This window comes from Desulfobacula sp. (assembly GCF_021107415.1).
In genome coordinates this window covers 1-17,585 of record NZ_JAIOSW010000004.1, presented here as the reverse complement: position 1 = coordinate 17,585, position 17,585 = coordinate 1, and the positions used below count along the sequence as shown (strand labels likewise).

Here is a 17,585-nt window from a genome sequence, read left to right as displayed (position 1 = left end):
CCATGGCAAGACATCAACGACTTCAATGATCTCTCAAATTCTCAATACTGCCGGACTTGATCCCACCGTGATTATTGGAGGACTTCTCAAAGGGCTTGACACCAATGCACTGCATGGCAAAGGAGAGGTTATTGTTGCCGAAGCAGACGAAAGCGACGGGTCTTTTTTAAAGTTTTTCACCATGAAAAACGCTTAGGTGAAATCAACCTCAATATTGCAGGAGAACATAATATTTCCAATGCGCTTGCTTCGATTGCCACAGGGATTGAGCTTAAAATACCCTTTAAAACAATTAAGAAATCATTGGAACAGATTGAAGGTGTAAAAAGGCGGCTTGAAATCAAAGGAGAAAAAAAAGGAATCATTGTCATGGATGATTACGGCCATCATCCAACAGAGATCATGGCAACACTGACAGCCATCAGGGAAAGTTATAAAGGAAGACGGCTGATTGTTGTATTCCAGCCCCACAGGTATACCAGGACCAAGGGGTTGTTTCATGAATTTACCCGATCTTTCTATCAATCCGATATCTTGATTGTACTCCCGATTTATGCGGCTAGTGAAAAAGAGATTAAAGGCGTCAGTGCTCAATGCCTCTGTGAAGGCATCAGAAAACATGGGCATAAAGATGTTTCCTATGCACCTGATTTTACACAAGGTTTATCCATGATTACCCATAAAATTAAAAAAAAGGATCTCGTTCTGACCCTGGGCGCCGGAGACATTTATACCCTGGGAGAAAAACTCATTGAACTATTGTAAAGGCAATGCATGTTAAAAAGGGACAACACAGCATATTCAACACTGGCTTACGAGTTTAATCTTTTGTTTGATGAGCCGTTGAAAAACCACACCTCCTTTAAAGTCGGAGGGCCTGCTGATATGCTTGCACTGCCAAAAGACAAACAAGAATTAAAAAGTCTGTTAAAAAAAGCCAGTGATCTTGATATACCGGTTACCCTTTTTGGGGGCGGCACAAATCTTTTAGTCACCGATAAAGGGATACGGGGCCTTGTGGTGATAACCAGACAATTAAAATCTGAAATCCGTATCACTCAAACAGATTCCGATAAAAAAACCATTTGCGTTGCAGCAGGGGAACGGTTGTCAAAGGTCTGCCAATTTGCCATCAACCACTGCCTTTCAGGGCTTGAATTTGCTGCAGGAATTCCCGGGACCATCGGGGGTGCGATTATGATGAATGCCGGGACAAAATCAGGGGATATGTCGGGTATTGCTGAATCCATTGATGTGTTGAACAAAAAGACATTAATATTTGAAACTATTGAGAAAAAAAACCTTAATTTCTCCTACCGGCAACTCAATTTGACCGGTATTATTGTGGCAGCAAGGTTAACTTTAAAGGAAGAAAACAAAAAAAAAATAGAAGAAACCTTTAGACAAAACCTTATCCGAAAAAATGCAACACAGCCTGTTTCCTTTGCAAGTGCCGGATGTTTTTTTAAGAATCCAACCTTAGAAAAATCTGCCGGGGAGCTAATTGAAAAAGCAGGACTCAAAGGGATGAGGATCAAGGATGCCATGGTATCCCAAAGTCACGCAAACTTTATTGTGAACATCAACAATGCTAGATGTGAAGATATTCTTTTATTAAAACGCCAAATTCAAAAAATCATATTAAATAAATTCCATATTAAACTTAAAACAGAAGTGAGGGTGGAAGGTGAGTAAAAAAATCAAACCAAACAGGTATAAATCTGAGGCCAATGAGTGTGAGGTTCTGAACTCTAATTCAGGAGTCGGTATTGATTCCTGCCTCAAATGCATCATGGTAGTAGCATTTATCAGTATCTTAAGCCTTGCCTCCATATTTGTTTATGATTTTATTACCCAATCAGACTTTTTTAATATTAAAAAAATAAAAATTTCAGGCACAACCCGGGTCATTAAAAAAGATATTCTTCAACTTGCAAACTTAACCTGTGACAGGAATATTTTTGGGCTTAATTTATTTACCATTGAAAAACTCATTGCTTCTCATCCATGGATTCAGTCGGCTTGTGTAAAAAGGAATCTGTCATCTGTACTTTCCATATCCATTATTGAGCAGAAGCCCTTAGCCATTGTTAAAATCGAAAACCTGGCAGATATTCTAATTAATACCCAAGGCAGACCCTTCAAAGAATACAATCCTCTTAAAGATCATTTAGAAAATTTGCCGGTTATCACCGGGCTTGATCTTACCAGCTCTAACAACCGGTATATGTTCAACGGTACTTTGTTTAACTCTATCATGGATTTTTTAAAAATTGATGGCTTAAGCAATATAAAGCAAATCAAAGGGGATCAAAACACAGGTATTGCTGTTGAAACCAACGATATCTATAACCAGCTGCCATCTGGCGAGCAAGGAATAATTCAAATCAAATTGGGATTTAATAATTTTAAAGCAAAACTAAAAAAAGCAAAAAAATAAGCGAGTATATTGATAAAAACTTTCCCGAGAGAACAATCTGCGCCATGGATCTTTTTAATATTGAAAAAGTATTTATCAAAACAAAACTTGCTGATGCTCTGCACAACAATTTAGAAAAGGGGGTTTGATTTGCAGGGAAATGAAAAAATAATTGTCGGCCTGGATATCGGTACAACAAAAATTACTGCAATTGTCGGGGAGATGCTTGAGAACGAGATCAACGTCATTGGTGTCGGTTCCCATCCATCCAGCGGACTTCGTAAAGGAACAGTTGTTAATATCGAATCAACTGTAGATTCAATCAAAAAAGCGATTGAAGAGGCAGAACTCATGGCCGGATGCGACATCTCATCTGTTTATGTGGGAATCGCAGGGAATCACATCAAAGGATTTAACTCCCATGGTATTATCGCTATCAAAGGCCGTGAAATCACTGATCAGGATGTCGAACGCGTCATCGATGCAGCAAAAGCTGTGGCAATCCCAACGGATAGAGAGATTCTTCATGTAATCCCCCAGGAATTTATTGTTGATGATATGGAATCCATTCAAAATCCTGTGGGCATGACAGCCATCCGGCTTGAAGCTAAAATTCACATTGTTACCGGCGCTGTATCTTCTGCTAGAAATATTGTGAAATGCTGTAACAAGGCAGGTTTTGAAGTTTGTGACATCGTCCTTGAATCTCTGGCTTCAGGCGAAGCCGTTCTCACAGATGAAGAAAAAGAACTGGGATGTGTCATTGCCGATATGGGTGGCGGTACAACTGATTTGGCCCTTTTTAAAGATAATAACGTAAAATTTATCTATGAACTTACCCTGGGGGGACATAATTTGACCAATGATATTTCCATTGGCCTTCGAACCCCTCTTCCTGAAGCTGAAAAAATAAAAATCGAACACGGGACCTGTGTGCCTGAAAATGTAAGAAATGGCGCAACTATTGAAGTTCCAGCTGTGGGAGGAAGAGCGCCAAAAAAACTTTCCAAGGGGATTCTGGCCGAAATACTGGAGCCCAGAGTAGAAGAAATTTTTTCTCTTTTGAAAAAAGAATTATTCTCCAATGGTCTTGAAAATTCATTTCCTGCAGGATTTGTCCTCACAGGTGGAAGCGTGGTTCTTGACGGGATTGTTGAAATTGCAGAATCTGTTTTCAATGTTCCGGTGAGAATCGGTGAACCTAATAAAATTGGAGGGTTGAAAGATATTGTTAAAAATCCGGCCTATGCAACTGGTGTCGGTCTTATCATCTTTGGTTCCAGTGCAAGCTGCAAGATGGATTTTAAAATTTCAGAGGCTCAAGGTTTTACCAGCATATTAAACAGAATGAAACAGTGGTTTAAAAATATTATTTAATTTTTAGGGAGGTGGAAATGACTTTTTCTTATGTGGAGAACAAGAATTCAGCAAAAATTAAGGTTATTGGTGTTGGCGGTGCGGGTGGCAATGCAGTAAACAACATGATTGATGCAAAGCTCCAGGGTGTTAAGTTTATTGTTGCCAACACTGATTCCCAGGCTCTTGAACATTCAAGAGCTGAAGTAAAAATCCAAATTGGAAAGGAACTGACAGAGGGACTCGGCGCAGGAGCAGATCCCAACATTGGCCGTGAAGCAGCCTTAGAAAGCAGGGATGAGCTGCAAGAAGCTTTAGAGGACAGCCATATGGTCTTTATTACGGCAGGGTTTGGCGGGGGCACAGGTACGGGAGCGACTCCGGTTATTGCTGAAATCTGTAAAGAGCTTGGGATACTGACCGTGGCAGTTGCGTCCAAACCCTTTTCTTTTGAAGGCATGAAAAGAGACAAACAAGCCCTTGAAGGTCTTGAAAACCTCCATGGAATAACCGATACCATTATTACTATACCCAATGACAGACTCAGGGGAATTGCACCCAAAGGCGCCAAAATGGTAGATATGTTTATTAAAGCAGATGAGATTCTTCACCATTCTGTTAAGGGTATTACTGATTTGATCATGATGCCCGGGCTTGTCAACCTGGACTTTGCAGATGTCAGAACCACCATGCAGAAATCCGGCAAGGCATTGATGGGTATCGGTATTTCATCCGGGGAAAACCGTGCCATAGAAGCTGCTGAAAAAGCGATTTCACATCCGCTTCTTGAAGACATCTCTATTTCCGGTGCAAAAGGGGTTTTGATGAACATTACATCCAGTTCTGATCTCACCCTTGATGAGATGACGGAAGCATCCGACCGAATTTACAAGGAAGTGGGAGATGATGCAGAGATCATCTGGGGCCAGACATTTGATGAGGAACTGGGAGATGAAATAAGACTTACGGTAATTGCAACGGGTATTGGAATTGAAGAACCCCAGGTATCCAATAACATCCACCATTTTGATTCTCAGGTTCAGCCGACTGCATGCCAACCGCCGGCGGTTGCCCCCCAGCCTATTGCACACCACAACGAGCCCATTGCCAGGGGACACTTAAGAACCCCGACGCAAGAAGAACTTGCAAACTGGAATGAATTTGACAACCCTGTCACCATTCAACATAAAAAAGTGGTTGGAGATGATGACATTCTAAATAATTACAGTACTGTTGCGTTTGATAACGATGATTTGGAGGTACCGACATTTCTTAGAAGAAAAGCTGACTGATACATGAAAAAAAGGCTCAAACCTGCAAGAAATTATGGCTCAAAAAAAAATGAGATTGTTGAACAAGGGGCCATTATTAAAAAAGGCAAAGGGCTGATAAGGACAGCTCTTGTTTATCTCAACACTTATAAAGCAGGCATGTCAAACTTAGGATTTCAAACCGTTTACAGAATTGCAAATCAAATAGACAATATAGCCTGTGAAAGGATCTTTTGGCCAGAGCCAAAACAAAAAGCACAGCGGGTTAGGTCTGACCTTCAGGTCAAAAGCCTTGAAAGCGGATTAAGTCTTGATCAATTTGATATCATTCTGCTTTCAATATCATTTGAAAATGACTTTACAAATATTGTTCAACTCCTTGGAAAAGCAGGCATCCCCTTGCGATCATCTGATCGAAACCACATCCACCCCCTGGTGGTTGCAGGGGGAGTCGCCTGTTTTTTAAACCCTGAACCCATTGCTCCCTTTATAGATAGTTTCCTTTTGGGAGAAGCAGAGTGTCTGCTGGAAAATTTTTTTAATGCAATTTCAAAAAAAAAAGACAAGAACTCTTTTTTACAAACCCTGGAAAAAATAATTCCCGGTGCATATGTCCCCTGTCTTCATACTGATCAAAATCCATTTCAAATCAAGGTGCAATACCTTGAAAATCTAGACACGGTTACAACTGCCACCACCATTCTTACCACCGGCACAGCTTTTAAAGATACCTTCCTTATCGAGACCCTCAAAGGCTGCCCCCATGGCTGCAGGTTCTGCAGCGCCGGTTTTATTTACAGGCCCCCCAGAATTTATCCTGCCCAAAATATTTATGCGGCCATGGATAAAGCTTTGGGTAAAACAGATAAAATCGGGCTTGTCAGTTCAGCCATTGCAGATCATCCTGAGATTACAAACATTTGTGACTATGGCCTGAAGAATAATTTCAAATTATCATTTTCATCACTCAGAGCAGATAAACTGACAGATGAACTTATTTGTGCACTTTCAGCCTCAAAGGTCAAGACGGCAACCATTGCCCCGGAAGCAGGTTCTGCACGGATGCGCAATATTATTAATAAAAAAATCAAAGAACAGGACGTCCTTTTTGCGACCCAGAGGCTGGTCAATGCCGGCATCATGAATTTAAGACTATATTTTATGATCGGACTTCCCTTTGAACAGGATCAGGATGTTCATGCCATAGTGGAGTTAACAAAAAAGATAAAAGCGATTTTTCTTAAAGCCTCAAAAAAGAAAAAAAAAGTATCAACCCGTTCATTCCTAAACCCGGCACCCCATTCCAATGGGCAGCCATGGAAAATGAAAAGGCATTAAAAAAAAGGGTGAATATTATCAAACAAGGGCTAAAAAAGGTTGCCAATGTAAAGGTGAACTTTGAATCATTGAGAAAGGCAAAAATTCATGCCCTTCTTTCCTGTGGTGACCAAAAAACTGCGGACATCATTGAGTCTGCACAAAAAATTGGGTGGGCCTCAGCTATAAGAAACAACAAAGCATATTGTCATTCAATTATTTATCAGGAAAAAACCGCTGATACTCCCCTGCCCTGGGACTTTCTTGATAACCGTGTAAAAAAAGAGTTCCTTGCAGAAGAATTCAAAAGAGCCAAACAAGAAAAAAAATCTGCTTCCTGTCCCATGATTGACTGTAACAAATGTAATATCTGTATTTAATTTTTATCGACTCTTATTCTACTGCTGATGCATGCATGGCAACTGCCTGACCTTAAGGCAGCGGCATCTGTAAGAGAGATGACACCTGAAACTGCCTGATGTTTTTCCGGAATGACAAACAAGCGGTGCAAATCTTTTAAGATCATTGATTTGATCGCACTCTCTACAGGATCTTTTTCATAGCACAGGGCCACGGGAGTTGACATAATTGTTCCTGCAGTGACAGACAGGTCCTGAGCATGTCTGTAACACAGGATGATATCTGTTTTGGAAATAACCCCTTTTGGATAGTTTTGATCATCTGAAACAAGAATAGCACCGAATCTTGAGGCAGAAAGGATCTCCACCACAGATTCAAGCAGAGCATCTTCCCGGCAGGATTCAACCTGTTTTGTCATGATTTCATTAGCTTTATATCTTTTGACCCTGTCCTGCGCCGTCTCTTTACTTTTATTAAAAATGCCCTGATCACAATTGCTGCAATAATGGTAAAGCAATCCAACGATATCAGGGTATGCTATAGCACCGACCATTTTATCGGACTCTTGTTCCAATACATATAGCCGATAAATCTTATTGGCTTTCATGGTATCCAGTGCCGAATCAAGTGGTTCATCAGGCCCGCAGAAAAGCGGAGGGGAATTCATTATCATTTCAACAGGTGTTGATAAAGGGAGGCCTGCATACCAGGCCCCCATTATATCTGTTTTTGAAACAACACCCAATGGTTTTTCTGAATCTTTGCCGACGATAATCGCATTAACCTTATATTTAATTAAGTACTGGATGCAGCAATCGATGCTGTCATCGGGTTCAAGTACAATCAACTGGCTTCTCATGGCATGTCGCACTTTTAACCCGGTTAATGTATCTTTTCCCACTTTCATACCCTTTCAAGAAGATGGTTAAAAAGATCTGAAATATAAACCATGCCGACGGCTGTACCATTGGAAATAACCGGCAGTCTCCTAACATGCTTTTTAATCATGATGTCGAGTATCATCATCAAATGTGTATCAGGGGTAACGGATATAATTTTTGGTGTCATGATGTCTCCGACAAAAAGATTTTTAAGTTTGCCGGCGGCACGATCAATGATCCCCTCTATCTCAATGTCACTGATATTGCCCCAAATTTTAACATGCTTGGGCAAAAGAAAGAGAAGTACATCATACATGGATATCATTCCGGCAATGGAGCCATCTTTATCAATTACCATAATACCAAAAATTGTTTTCCCACTCACCTTTGATGCCTTAAAAATCTTTAATGCATCAGATATGGGAGAATCAGGATTCAATGTTTTAAAATCAGTTATCATAACATCTTTGGCGGTCGTCTTCATCCCATATCTCCTTTTCGCTAAACAGATAGCAACTACTTGAGCTACAAATTTCTATTGGTTGATGCTTTTGTTAAATCTACAATCTTTTCTTTGAGATAGTCTTTAGTTTCGTATCTTGAAATTTCCATCAGTTTTTTGGTTATATTTGACAATCTATCTATTTGTATCTGGATTTTATCAATTTTTGAATAAAGCGGATTATCCTCTGAAATATCCATTAAGATAAGGTCAAAATATCCTTGAATGCTCATCAAAGGCTGGTTCATCTCATGACAAACCGCACCGGATAATTCAAGAACCCCTTGCAGTCTGTCTTTTTCTCTGATCGTCTCTTCAGATTGTTTTCTGGTGGTGACATCGGTTAATACTGAAATTTTCAGGCCCTTTAAAAAAGTAGATCTGAATTCAATGTGCTTGAACTTGCCATTTTTACATTTTATTCTGAATTCGCGATTCTTTCCATGACCGGGATGATTACTGTCATTGCCCCATGCCTTGGATGCCTTCATCCGATGATCCCTATCTGGATACGCTTTCTTGAACCAGTCTTCTTTAGTGGGAATATCTTTAAGCATATACCCTGTAATTTTTGTAAAATAAGCATTTATGTAGAGATATTGACCGTTATTATCAATCATAGCAATCCCATGGGGTGTGCTTTCAAGAATTGTTAAAAGAGTTGCTTTCTCTTTTTGCCGGGCATTTTCTTCCTGTTTGCGTTGGGTGATATCACGCAAAATAGCATGTAATATCCGCTTGTCTTTCTGGTGAGAAATTGTCGTTAGAAGAACCTCTACAGGGAAAACTTCTCCATTTGCCTTTATGTGATTCCATTCAAATCTATGACTGTTGTTTTTTAGAGCAAGATCCATCATCTCTTCTGCTTTTGTGAAGGAGTCTTTGCCATCCGGCTGAGTGTCCGGGGATATTGCTGAAGGATGGGTTAAAAGGAGTTGGGTTTTGTTTTTATGTCCCAACATGTCCACTGCTGCCCGGTTGCAGTCAATAAATTTTCCATTTTCAACTATCAAAATAGCATCTTTGGATTTTTCAAATAAAACACGATATTTATCATTATTTTTGTATACAGCGTATCTTTTAGCTTCACTCTCTAATTCTGAAATCCTTTGTTCTAAGTCTTCATAAGTTGGTTTTTTCGTCATTAAAAATCTCCTATTCTAAACAAACTAAAGCTATATCAAATTGATTTGATGAAAATCAGCATACAAAAAACAGGGGTGCAAGGCAAATTGAATTTAAAATTTTCCTTGTTTATATTGCCAATTAATTTTATAAGGTATTGCGGTTTTGTATGGGGATTGAAAAAAACTTAAGATGATCAAATAGGTTTGAGTCATCAAAAAATAAAAACAAGAATAAAAAACTTAGGAGGTTTTATGTCAACTTTAGTATTTGGTCACAAAAACCCAGATACAGATTCAGTTTGTGCAGCAATTGCACTTGCAGATCTTAAGAAAAAACTGGGTGAAGATATCGTTCCTGCAATGCAGGGAGAATTAAATCCTGAATCTAGTTTCGTACTTGGGAAATTTAATGTTGCAGGACCCGAGGTTATTACTTCTTATGCAGGGAAAGATGTATATCTCGTGGATCATTCCGATCTTACCCAAAGCCCTGATGATCTTGCTGATGCCAACATTCTTGGTATTGTCGATCACCATAAACTTGGCGATGTAACTACCAGTCAGCCTCTTGAATGCTGGATATGGCCTGTTGGCTGCACTTGCACGGTTATTACGTCCATGTATAATTATTTTGATATTGAAATACCAAAAGATATCGCAGGTATCATGCTTTGTGCAATTCTTTCCGATACGGTTATTTTCAAATCAGCTACCTGTACGGATACTGATAAAAAAATATGTGCCCAACTTTCTGAAATCTGCGGTGAAAGTGATTTGGAAACTTTAGGCATTGAAATGTTTAAGGTTAAATCTGCCGTGGAAGGCACTCCGATCCGTGACCTTGTTCTCCGTGATTACAAAGATTTTAATATGAGCGGAAAAGGTATTGGTGTTGGACAGCTTGAACTGGTTGATCTTTCCATTGTTGACGGTATCAAAGCAGACCTTGAAAAAGATATTCAGGCCCTTAAAGAAGAAAAAGGTCATCACAGTGTATTCCTTATGCTGACCGATATCATGAAAGAAGGTACAGAACTTTTGATTGCTTCAGATGACACTTCGGTTGTTGAAAAAGCATTTGGTGTTGCTCCGGCTGATGGGAAAGCCTGGCTGCCCGGCATCATGAGCCGTAAAAAACAGATCGTTCCTGATCTTGAAAAAACGTTTGGATAAACAATAAATATTAAGGGCTTGGTATATACCAAGCCCTTATATCACACGACTCAAAACTCACAATTTAAAACTTAAAAAATCTATACTCTTTCCGGTGTCTTAAACACTGTATTCAATTTTTCAGACAATGCTGCCACATCAAATGGCTTCAGAATAAATTCATTACATCCTTTTTTCATCATTTTTTCTATTTCCGCTTCCCGGCTGTAGCCTGAGGACACCAATACTCTCATATCCGGATCAAGCGTCCTGATTTTTTCAAAGGTTTCTTCTCCATTCATCTTGGGCATAACCATATCAAGAATGACAAGATCTATTTCCCCATTTCTGGTTTTTATGATTTCTAATGCGTCCAGCCCGTTTGAAACTGATTCAACTTCATATCCAAGGGTTTCCAACATTTCAGAGCAGACTTCAACTACACCCTTTTCATCATCAACCAATAAAATAGTGCCTTTTCCATTGAAAATTCTTTTCTTTTCCTCCACCACTTTACTGGAGTCGACATTGGTTCGCTTGGCCGGCAGAAAAAACATAAAAGAACTGCCTTGTCCAGGCTTACTTTCAACTTTAAATATTCCTTTATGGCTTTTGATAATCCCATAAGCTGTGGCAAGTCCAAGGCCTGTGCCCTGACCTCTTTCTTTTGTAGTGAAAAACGGGTCGAAAATCCTTGTGATAACCTCATCATCTATTCCTATACCCGTATCAGACACCGTCACCTTTGCATATGTACCGGCATTTTCAAGTCCGAATTCATCCTTTGTTGATTCATCCACAATAACATTTTCAGATTTTATAATAATTTTACCGCCATCCGGCATTGCGTGCCAGGCATTAACAAAAAGGTTCATCAACACCTGTTTGATCTGCCCTTCATCCACAACAGTTCCCCACAAGTCTTTATCCAGGTATTGCTCAATCAGTATGTCTTTCTTTGTCCTGCCGAACATTTTTGCAGACATTTTTAAAAGATAATTCAGATTAAGGAGACAGGTCTCCTGGCATGTTTTCTGTGCAAACCCCAATAATTGCCTAGCCATCTCAGCGCCACTGAAAACATATTCATCAATACTGGCAAGCCTTTTATATTCATTACTGTCCCGTTCAAACCCACTTTTTACAAGAGATGCATACCCCTGGATACCCATGAGGATATTATTGAAATCATGGGCGATACCTCCGGCAAGTGTCCCAATGGCTTCCATCTTTTGTGCCTGCCGCAACTGATCTTCTAACCTCACCCTTTCCGTCACATCCCTGGCTACAGCATATACACCGTTGAATTCATCCCTCTTGTCACTGGCAGGCAGATGCATGGCTGTGGCTTTGAGTTCCATAAAAGCAAATGATTCGTATGGATCATACTGATACCTTTTATTGTTTGCTTTTTTAAATCGAAAATTCATATCCTGCCCGTCATTGATCCGGTGTTCATATTTTTCAAACCGGGTCAGGCTATCAACTTTTGAAAGGTCTCCCTTATGAATAATATCTTTAAAACAGGTCCCGATTAAATTTTTTCTTGAAAATCCCAGTACCCGTTCAAACTGATGATTCACAAATGTAAAACATCCATTTTGATCCAAGGTAAAAATAAGATCGGGAGAATTATTCACCATGTATTCATATTGTCTCTCAGATGCTTCAAGCCTCGCAGATACGGCTTTTTTATCTGCTATTAATTTCTTTTGGGAAAGTGCATTTTTTACAGTTTTTATGAGATCTGCATATTCAAAAGGCTTTTTAAGATAATCCCATGCACCAATTTTAAGCGCCCGGATGGCAGACTCAATAGATGCATTGCCTGTGATCATAATAACCGAGACATCTTCATCTATACCAAAAATATGTTCCATGACTTCATACCCGTTCATTCCGGGCATACTCACATCAAGCAATACAAGATCAAATTTTTGTTGTTCAAAAATTCTGATTGCCTCATCACCGTCATAAACGCCTGTTGTTTGGAAACCCTCTCTTTTCAGGCAAAGAGAAATATTATCAACGATTCTTCTTTCATCATCAACAACAAGTATCTGTTCCAAGCTCATATGCTATCCAAAAATTATAATTAATATTATTACCGTAATGATAAATCCAAATCTTATCTGAATGCCGTAGATTTTTCATAACAGATAAGACCGCATCTCAGGCACCTGCCTGCCTCAGCCCGGGCTTGTTCAGCTGAAAATCCCGTTGAAAATTTATCTTTAGAGCTTTTTTTAATTTTCCCCAATTCCATAATATTTTGAGGAGAAGTATCAACATCATTCAGAAATGAAACATCCTGAAGCAGTGTTTGTTCTGTAATAAACTTAAAAGACTCCTGGAACTCAATTCCATACATCAGGTTATGAATTGCTGCAGCCGCTTTTCTGCCGCCATTAATCGCTGCCACAGCAGAAGAATATTCACTGATGACATCTTGATTTGAAAGCAATCCCAGTTCTTTGTTTGCATCAGGTTTTTTCTGCAGTTCAACACCTTCCCAAACTAATGGCCCGTTATTTATAATCAGATCTTCTTCTCCATCCTGCTCATCATTTCTTACAGGAATGAACACAAGTTCTGGAAATCTTCCTGAACCTATAATTAATGTATCCGTATCAATAACATGTTTTACGCCTGTGTCAAGTTCTATATATTCAATTGCTTTTAACTGCCCCTCTTCACCGATTACTTTTGTGACCCCGGTATGATAAATAATCGTTGCTCCAGCCCCTGATAGCTTATCAATTGATAATTCGTCAATTGCTTCCGGGTCAAAAGAAGATTCATCCGGATGTTTTCTCGAAATAACAATTATTTTCTTTGATCCGTTTTCTTTTAAAATATGAACAGCATCCGGCACCCTGATACCGCCACCGACGATCACGACATTTTCCCCTGATGATATGCGGATACTCTTATCTAATTTACTTCTTAAAAGATCAATTAAAAGATACGCTCCGGGGAAAACCATTTGTGCCTGATCAATATCCCCCCTTGCAAGCCTGGAATCCCAACCACCGGTGGCTGTAAACACTGCCTGAAAACCTTGTTTTAAAAGCCCGTCAATGGTAAAATCCGTGCCGGCCTTGGCATTGGTCTGGATATCCACACCCATTTCTTTCACGCCCTCAATATCCCAGTCAAGCACATCCATGGCTAATCTTTCCCTGGCAATAGCCACACGAAGAATACCACCCAGAGAATCGGTTGCTTCAAAAACTGTGGGGGCATGCCCGAGTCTTGCAGTGAAAAATGCAGTTGACAATCCTTCAACCCCGCCACCGATGACTGCAACTTTTTTCCCGGTTAGCGGTGCTTTATAAGGCAATATTCGCTTGTCCTGATTCATTTCATAATCACAGACAAATCGTTTTAAATGATTTATGGCAACCGATTCATCCTGCAAAAGCCTTCTACATTTAAATTCACATGGAGCCGGACAAATCCTTGAAATAACGGTTGGAAAAGGATTTCTTTCTTTTATTACCTGGACAGACCCTTCAAAATTCCCTTCCTTAATCAACCGGATATACTCTTTAATATCAATACCGGTGGGACAGGCTCTCTGACAGGGTGTAATGCACTCTTCCTGTGTATATTCCCGCATAATCCTCCGGGTCACTGATGTAAGTCGGATAATATTTTTAGGACAGACCCTTTCACACGCCCCGCATCCTGTACATTTTTCCTGATCAACTTTAGGCAAGCCATCACTGCCTATGGACAACGCACCAAACATACACGCTTTTACACAGGTCCCAAGCCCCAGGCACCCAATCCTGCAAACCTTCATCCCTCCGAATAACAATACCGCTGCCCTACAATCTGTAATACCCAGATATTTATATTCCATATCTGCATCATCGTTACCATAAAAACATCCAAGCCCTGCAAATTCAGGTTCTTTATCTGAAACCGACACCCCCATAATCTGAGCAATCGCCAAGGCCACATCATCCCCTGCAGCCACACAGGAATTGACATCCTGTTTTCCCTCTACAATAGCTTCAGCATTGGCGTTGCATCCCGGATACCCGCACCCGCCGCAATTGGCTCCCGGCAAAACATCATCGATTGCGATAACTTTTGGATCTTCATATACATAAAAAGCTTTTGAAGCGATCACTAAAACAGTACCGATGGCAACACCCAGTCCACCCATCATTAAAATAGATTGGAACATGACTATATCCTTACGGTTTGCATTTTCTTTTACTTAAATATTATAATAAACCCCTACTTATATGCACTTGAAAAATAAAAAGTCAATAATATCAATAAAATTTATTTTATTTGTCACATTGACAATAATTCGCCGACAGTGTACAAAATTATTCATTGTCAGGGTAAATTAGTGAAATAGTTATAAAATTATATCCGGGGAAATAACCATGGAACGCAATATTATAACAATAAACGGACATGAGCTGACCTTTGAATCCGGCGAGACAATTCTTGAAGTTGCACAGCGCAATAAATTTGATATTCCCACCCTGTGCCATTTAAAAAATACGGTTCCAACCACGACATGCAAGATATGTCTGGTCGAAATAAAGGGTGAATCAGATCTGGTTGAATCTTGTGCAACAAAAGCAAAACAAGATTATATCATTTTTACGGAATCTTCAAAGGTTATCCAGGCACGCAAAAAAAACATCAGCAAACTTTTAGCTTCCGGCAATCATAATTGTGCCATTAGAAATTTTGATGCAGATGACTGGACATCCTTTCAACTGGATGTCCTTAAAAGTGACGGCAAAGATGACCTTTGTCCGGTTTGGGGCGATTGCGAGCTCCAGGATCTTGCCTACCGGTACCAGGTCAAAACCCGTGGGTTGCCGCTAAATGGATGCAAATATGAAACTGAGCGTGCCAATCCTTTTATTATCAGGGATTTTTCACGATGTATCCTTTGTGGAAGATGCGTAAAGGCCTGCAAAGAAATCCAGGTGAATAATGCCATAGAGTTTGGCTACAGTGGAAAAGATCTTAAAATTATAGCAAAAAATGATGCAACTTTAAAAGATTCTGACTGTGTCTTTTGCGGTGAATGCATCCAGGTCTGCCCTGTCGGTGCTCTGGTACCGGATAAAGCTTTTCGGGACGGCAGGTTTACAGATACAAAAAAAGTTAGAACCACTTGTGCGTTCTGCGGAGTCGGATGTCAGATTGATCTCTTTGTCCAGGACAATAAAATTGTTAAGATTGATGGCGCTGATGTTGATCTTGTGCCAAACAATGCAAGCCTTTGTGTCAAAGGCAGATTTGGATACGAATTTGTTGCTTCTCCCAAACGTTTAACCAAACCTTTAATTAAAAAGGATGGCAAACAGGTCGAAGCCTCCTGGGATGAGGCACTGGATCTTGTGGCCCGGAAACTGGAGTCTATTAAAGAGGAATTCGGTCCGGACAGTCAGGGCTTTCTGACCTCTGCCAGAATCACCAATGAAGAAAACTATGTTGCCCAGAAATTTACCCGTGCCGTTCTGAAAACCAATAATATAGACCATTGCGCCCGCCTGTGACATAGCTCCACCGTAGCCGGTCTGGCTGCAGCATTTGGAAGCGGTGCAATGACCAACACCATCGCCGATATTGAAACATCTGACTTGATACTGGTAATTGGCTCCAATACAACGGAAAATCATCCGGTTCTCTCAAGTTTTGTTAAACGTGCTGTTTTAAAAGGGAAAAAACTCTATGTGATTGATCCCCGAAGGGTTAAGCTTACCGAACATGCCAATAAATGGCTGCGGCCTTCGCCCGGTACCGACATTGGCTTGATCAACGGCATGATGCACGTTATCATCAAAGAAGAGCTTCATGACAAAGATTTTGTTGAAAACAGAACCGAAAATCTTGAGGCCCTCAAAGAAATCGTTGAAAAATATACACCTGAATATGTTGAAAACATCACAGGAATCAAGGCTGATGATATTGTCGACGTTGCCAGAGAGTTTGCCAAAGCACGGGTAGCCTCTATTTTATACTGCATGGGAATTACTCAGCATACCTGTGGTACGAACAATGTAAAATCCCTTGCAAATATTTCCATGCTTTGCGGACACCTGGGAAAACCAGGTGGCGGAGTGAACCCGCTACGCGGTCAAAACAATGTTCAGGGTGCCTGTGATATGGGCGGACTGCCAAATGTGTTTACCGCATATCAACTGGTCAACAATGATGAAGCCAGAAATAATTATGAAAAGGCATGGAACACCACAGGCATGTCGGCAAACCCGGGATTACCCGTTACCGAGATGATCCAAAAAGCCTATGAGGGAGAACTTAAATCACTCTATATTATTGGCGAGAATCCTCTGGTCTCTGACCCGGACCTCAACCATGTGCGAAAAGCACTTGCAAATCTGAAATTTTTTGTTGTTCAGGATATCTTTCAGACAGAAACCACAAGGATAGCGGATGTGGTTCTGCCGGGAGTCTGTTTTGCTGAAAAGGATGGGACATTCAGCAATACGGAACGACGGGTTCAACGGGTCAGAAAAGCAGTTGAAGCACCGGGAGAAGCAAAGCAGGACTGGGAAATCCTTTGTGAAATTGCCCAAAGAATGGGATATGAAATGTCCTATGAAAACAGCCAGGATATCTTCAAGGAAATCGCATCTGTCACGCCTTCCTATAAAGGAATTACCTGGGACAGAATCGATAAAATCGGCATCCACTGGCCCTGCCCCGATGAAACCCATGAAGGAACACCCATCCTCCATACCACCCAATTTACAAGAGGCAGGGGGATGTTCCATGCCATTGACCATACCCCGCCGGCTGAACAGCCGGATAAAAAATATCCCTATATCCTCACAACCGGAAGAGTATTATACCACTATCACACCGGAACCATGACCATGAAAACAGACGGACTCAACATGCTCTCACCTGAATGTTTTGTGGAGATATCTTCCAATGATGCTCAAAAACTCGGACTTGATACAGGATCTATGGTGGATGTGTCTTCGCGCAGGGGTAAAATCAGTGCAAAACTCAAAGTATCCTCAAAAGCTGTAGATGGAACCATTTTTATCCCCTTCCATTTTGCCAAAGCCGCAGCCAATGAACTGACAAATGCAAAACTGGACCCAATAGCCAAAATACCCGAGTTTAAAGTCTGTGCTATAAAGATTGAACCTGCTATCTAAAATTTTTAATTTTGAGTTGTGAGTTGTG

Annotated in this window: 14 protein-coding genes and 1 pseudogene; 10 read left to right on the top strand and 5 right to left on the bottom strand. The window is 40.4% G+C overall.

The features are described 5' to 3' along the window. The 8 genes and pseudogenes from murC to K8S13_RS00120 form a co-directional block, all read left to right on the top strand. Nucleotides 1–196: pseudogene (murC, locus tag K8S13_RS00155) on the top strand (UDP-N-acetylmuramate--L-alanine ligase); the annotation flags it as partial. 107 nt (nt 197–303) lie between these two features. Further along, entirely contained in the window at nt 304–765 is a 462-nt protein-coding gene (locus K8S13_RS00150; RefSeq protein ID WP_291459578.1) for a cyanophycin synthetase, read from the top strand. A 9-nt stretch (nt 766–774) separates the two neighbouring features. Beyond that, the gene (gene murB, locus K8S13_RS00145) at nt 775–1,695 is read left to right on the top strand and encodes a UDP-N-acetylmuramate dehydrogenase (protein WP_291459577.1); all 921 of its coding nucleotides are present in this window, start codon (nt 775–777) and stop codon (nt 1,693–1,695) included. Beyond that, nucleotides 1,688–2,440 carry an FtsQ-type POTRA domain-containing protein gene (locus K8S13_RS00140; protein ID WP_291459576.1) on the top strand — a complete coding sequence of 251 codons (753 nt, stop codon included), beginning with the start codon at nt 1,688–1,690 and terminating at the stop codon, nt 2,438–2,440. The genes murB and K8S13_RS00140 overlap by 8 nt, the downstream gene beginning before the upstream one ends. A 129-nt stretch (nt 2,441–2,569) precedes the next feature. Next, a complete protein-coding gene (gene ftsA, locus K8S13_RS00135; protein WP_291459575.1) occupies nt 2,570–3,796 on the top strand; it encodes a cell division protein FtsA in 1,227 nt (408 codons plus the stop codon). A gap of 17 nt (nt 3,797–3,813) precedes the next feature. Then, a complete protein-coding gene (gene ftsZ, locus K8S13_RS00130; RefSeq protein WP_291459574.1) occupies nt 3,814–5,067 on the top strand; it encodes a cell division protein FtsZ in 1,254 nt (417 codons plus the stop codon). Between the two features lie 3 nt (nt 5,068–5,070). Beyond that, nucleotides 5,071–6,384 carry a radical SAM protein gene (locus K8S13_RS00125; RefSeq protein ID WP_291459573.1) on the top strand — a complete coding sequence of 438 codons (1,314 nt, stop codon included), beginning with the start codon at nt 5,071–5,073 and terminating at the stop codon, nt 6,382–6,384. Further along, nucleotides 6,363–6,743, top strand: coding sequence for a hypothetical protein (locus tag K8S13_RS00120; RefSeq protein WP_291459572.1), 381 nt, complete (start codon nt 6,363–6,365; stop codon nt 6,741–6,743). Before K8S13_RS00125 ends, K8S13_RS00120 begins: the two co-directional genes overlap by 22 nt. Here K8S13_RS00120 and K8S13_RS00115 read toward each other — a convergent pair. Genes K8S13_RS00115 through K8S13_RS00105 form a run of 3 tightly spaced genes read right to left on the bottom strand, consistent with a single transcriptional unit; the run spans nt 6,740 to nt 9,251 of the window. Further along, a complete protein-coding gene (locus K8S13_RS00115) occupies nt 6,740–7,624 on the bottom strand; it encodes a CBS domain-containing protein (RefSeq protein ID WP_291459571.1) in 885 nt (294 codons plus the stop codon). The genes K8S13_RS00120 and K8S13_RS00115 overlap by 4 nt on opposite strands. A gap of 2 nt (nt 7,625–7,626) precedes the next feature. Then, on the bottom strand, nt 7,627–8,088 hold the full coding sequence (locus tag K8S13_RS00110) for a CBS domain-containing protein (protein ID WP_291459570.1): 462 nt from the start codon (nt 8,086–8,088) through the stop codon (nt 7,627–7,629). 41 nt (nt 8,089–8,129) lie between these two features. Next, nucleotides 8,130–9,251 (bottom strand): PAS domain S-box protein, encoded by a 1,122-nt coding sequence (locus tag K8S13_RS00105; protein WP_291459569.1) that lies wholly within the window; start codon nt 9,249–9,251, stop codon nt 8,130–8,132. 234 nt (nt 9,252–9,485) lie between these two features. On the opposite strand from K8S13_RS00105, the gene K8S13_RS00100 reads away from it, so the two are divergent. Further along, nucleotides 9,486–10,406, top strand: a complete 921-nt coding sequence (locus K8S13_RS00100) for a manganese-dependent inorganic pyrophosphatase (protein ID WP_291459568.1) — start codon at nt 9,486–9,488, stop codon at nt 10,404–10,406. Between the two features lie 80 nt (nt 10,407–10,486). Here K8S13_RS00100 and K8S13_RS00095 read toward each other — a convergent pair whose 3' ends face one another. After that, a complete protein-coding gene (locus tag K8S13_RS00095; RefSeq protein ID WP_291459567.1) occupies nt 10,487–12,460 on the bottom strand; it encodes a response regulator in 1,974 nt (657 codons plus the stop codon). Between the two features lie 53 nt (nt 12,461–12,513). After that, nucleotides 12,514–14,583 (bottom strand): RnfABCDGE type electron transport complex subunit B, encoded by a 2,070-nt coding sequence (locus K8S13_RS00090; RefSeq protein ID WP_291459566.1) that lies wholly within the window; start codon nt 14,581–14,583, stop codon nt 12,514–12,516. Nucleotides 14,584–14,791: 208 nt separating this feature from the next. Here K8S13_RS00090 and fdhF point away from each other — a divergent pair, with 208 nt between their 5' ends. Continuing rightward, complete coding sequence (fdhF, locus tag K8S13_RS00085) at nt 14,792–17,557, top strand: formate dehydrogenase subunit alpha (protein WP_291459565.1); 2,766 nt, start codon at nt 14,792–14,794, stop codon at nt 17,555–17,557. Nucleotides 17,558–17,585 lie beyond the last annotated feature (28 nt).

Coding starts and splice junctions, on each gene's coding strand:
- murB (WP_291459577.1), top strand. CDS start 775: ATGTTAAAAAGGGACAACACAGCATATTCAACACTGGCTTACGAGTTT.
- ftsZ (WP_291459574.1), top strand. CDS start 3,814: ATGACTTTTTCTTATGTGGAGAACAAGAATTCAGCAAAAATTAAGGTT.
- K8S13_RS00125 (WP_291459573.1), top strand. CDS start 5,071: ATGAAAAAAAGGCTCAAACCTGCAAGAAATTATGGCTCAAAAAAAAAT.
- K8S13_RS00120 (WP_291459572.1), top strand. CDS start 6,363: ATGGAAAATGAAAAGGCATTAAAAAAAAGGGTGAATATTATCAAACAA.
- K8S13_RS00110 (WP_291459570.1), bottom strand. CDS start 8,088: ATGAAGACGACCGCCAAAGATGTTATGATAACTGATTTTAAAACATTG.
- K8S13_RS00105 (WP_291459569.1), bottom strand. CDS start 9,251: ATGACGAAAAAACCAACTTATGAAGACTTAGAACAAAGGATTTCAGAA.
- K8S13_RS00100 (WP_291459568.1), top strand. CDS start 9,486: ATGTCAACTTTAGTATTTGGTCACAAAAACCCAGATACAGATTCAGTT.
- K8S13_RS00095 (WP_291459567.1), bottom strand. CDS start 12,460: ATGAGCTTGGAACAGATACTTGTTGTTGATGATGAAAGAAGAATCGTT.
- K8S13_RS00090 (WP_291459566.1), bottom strand. CDS start 14,583: ATGTTCCAATCTATTTTAATGATGGGTGGACTGGGTGTTGCCATCGGT.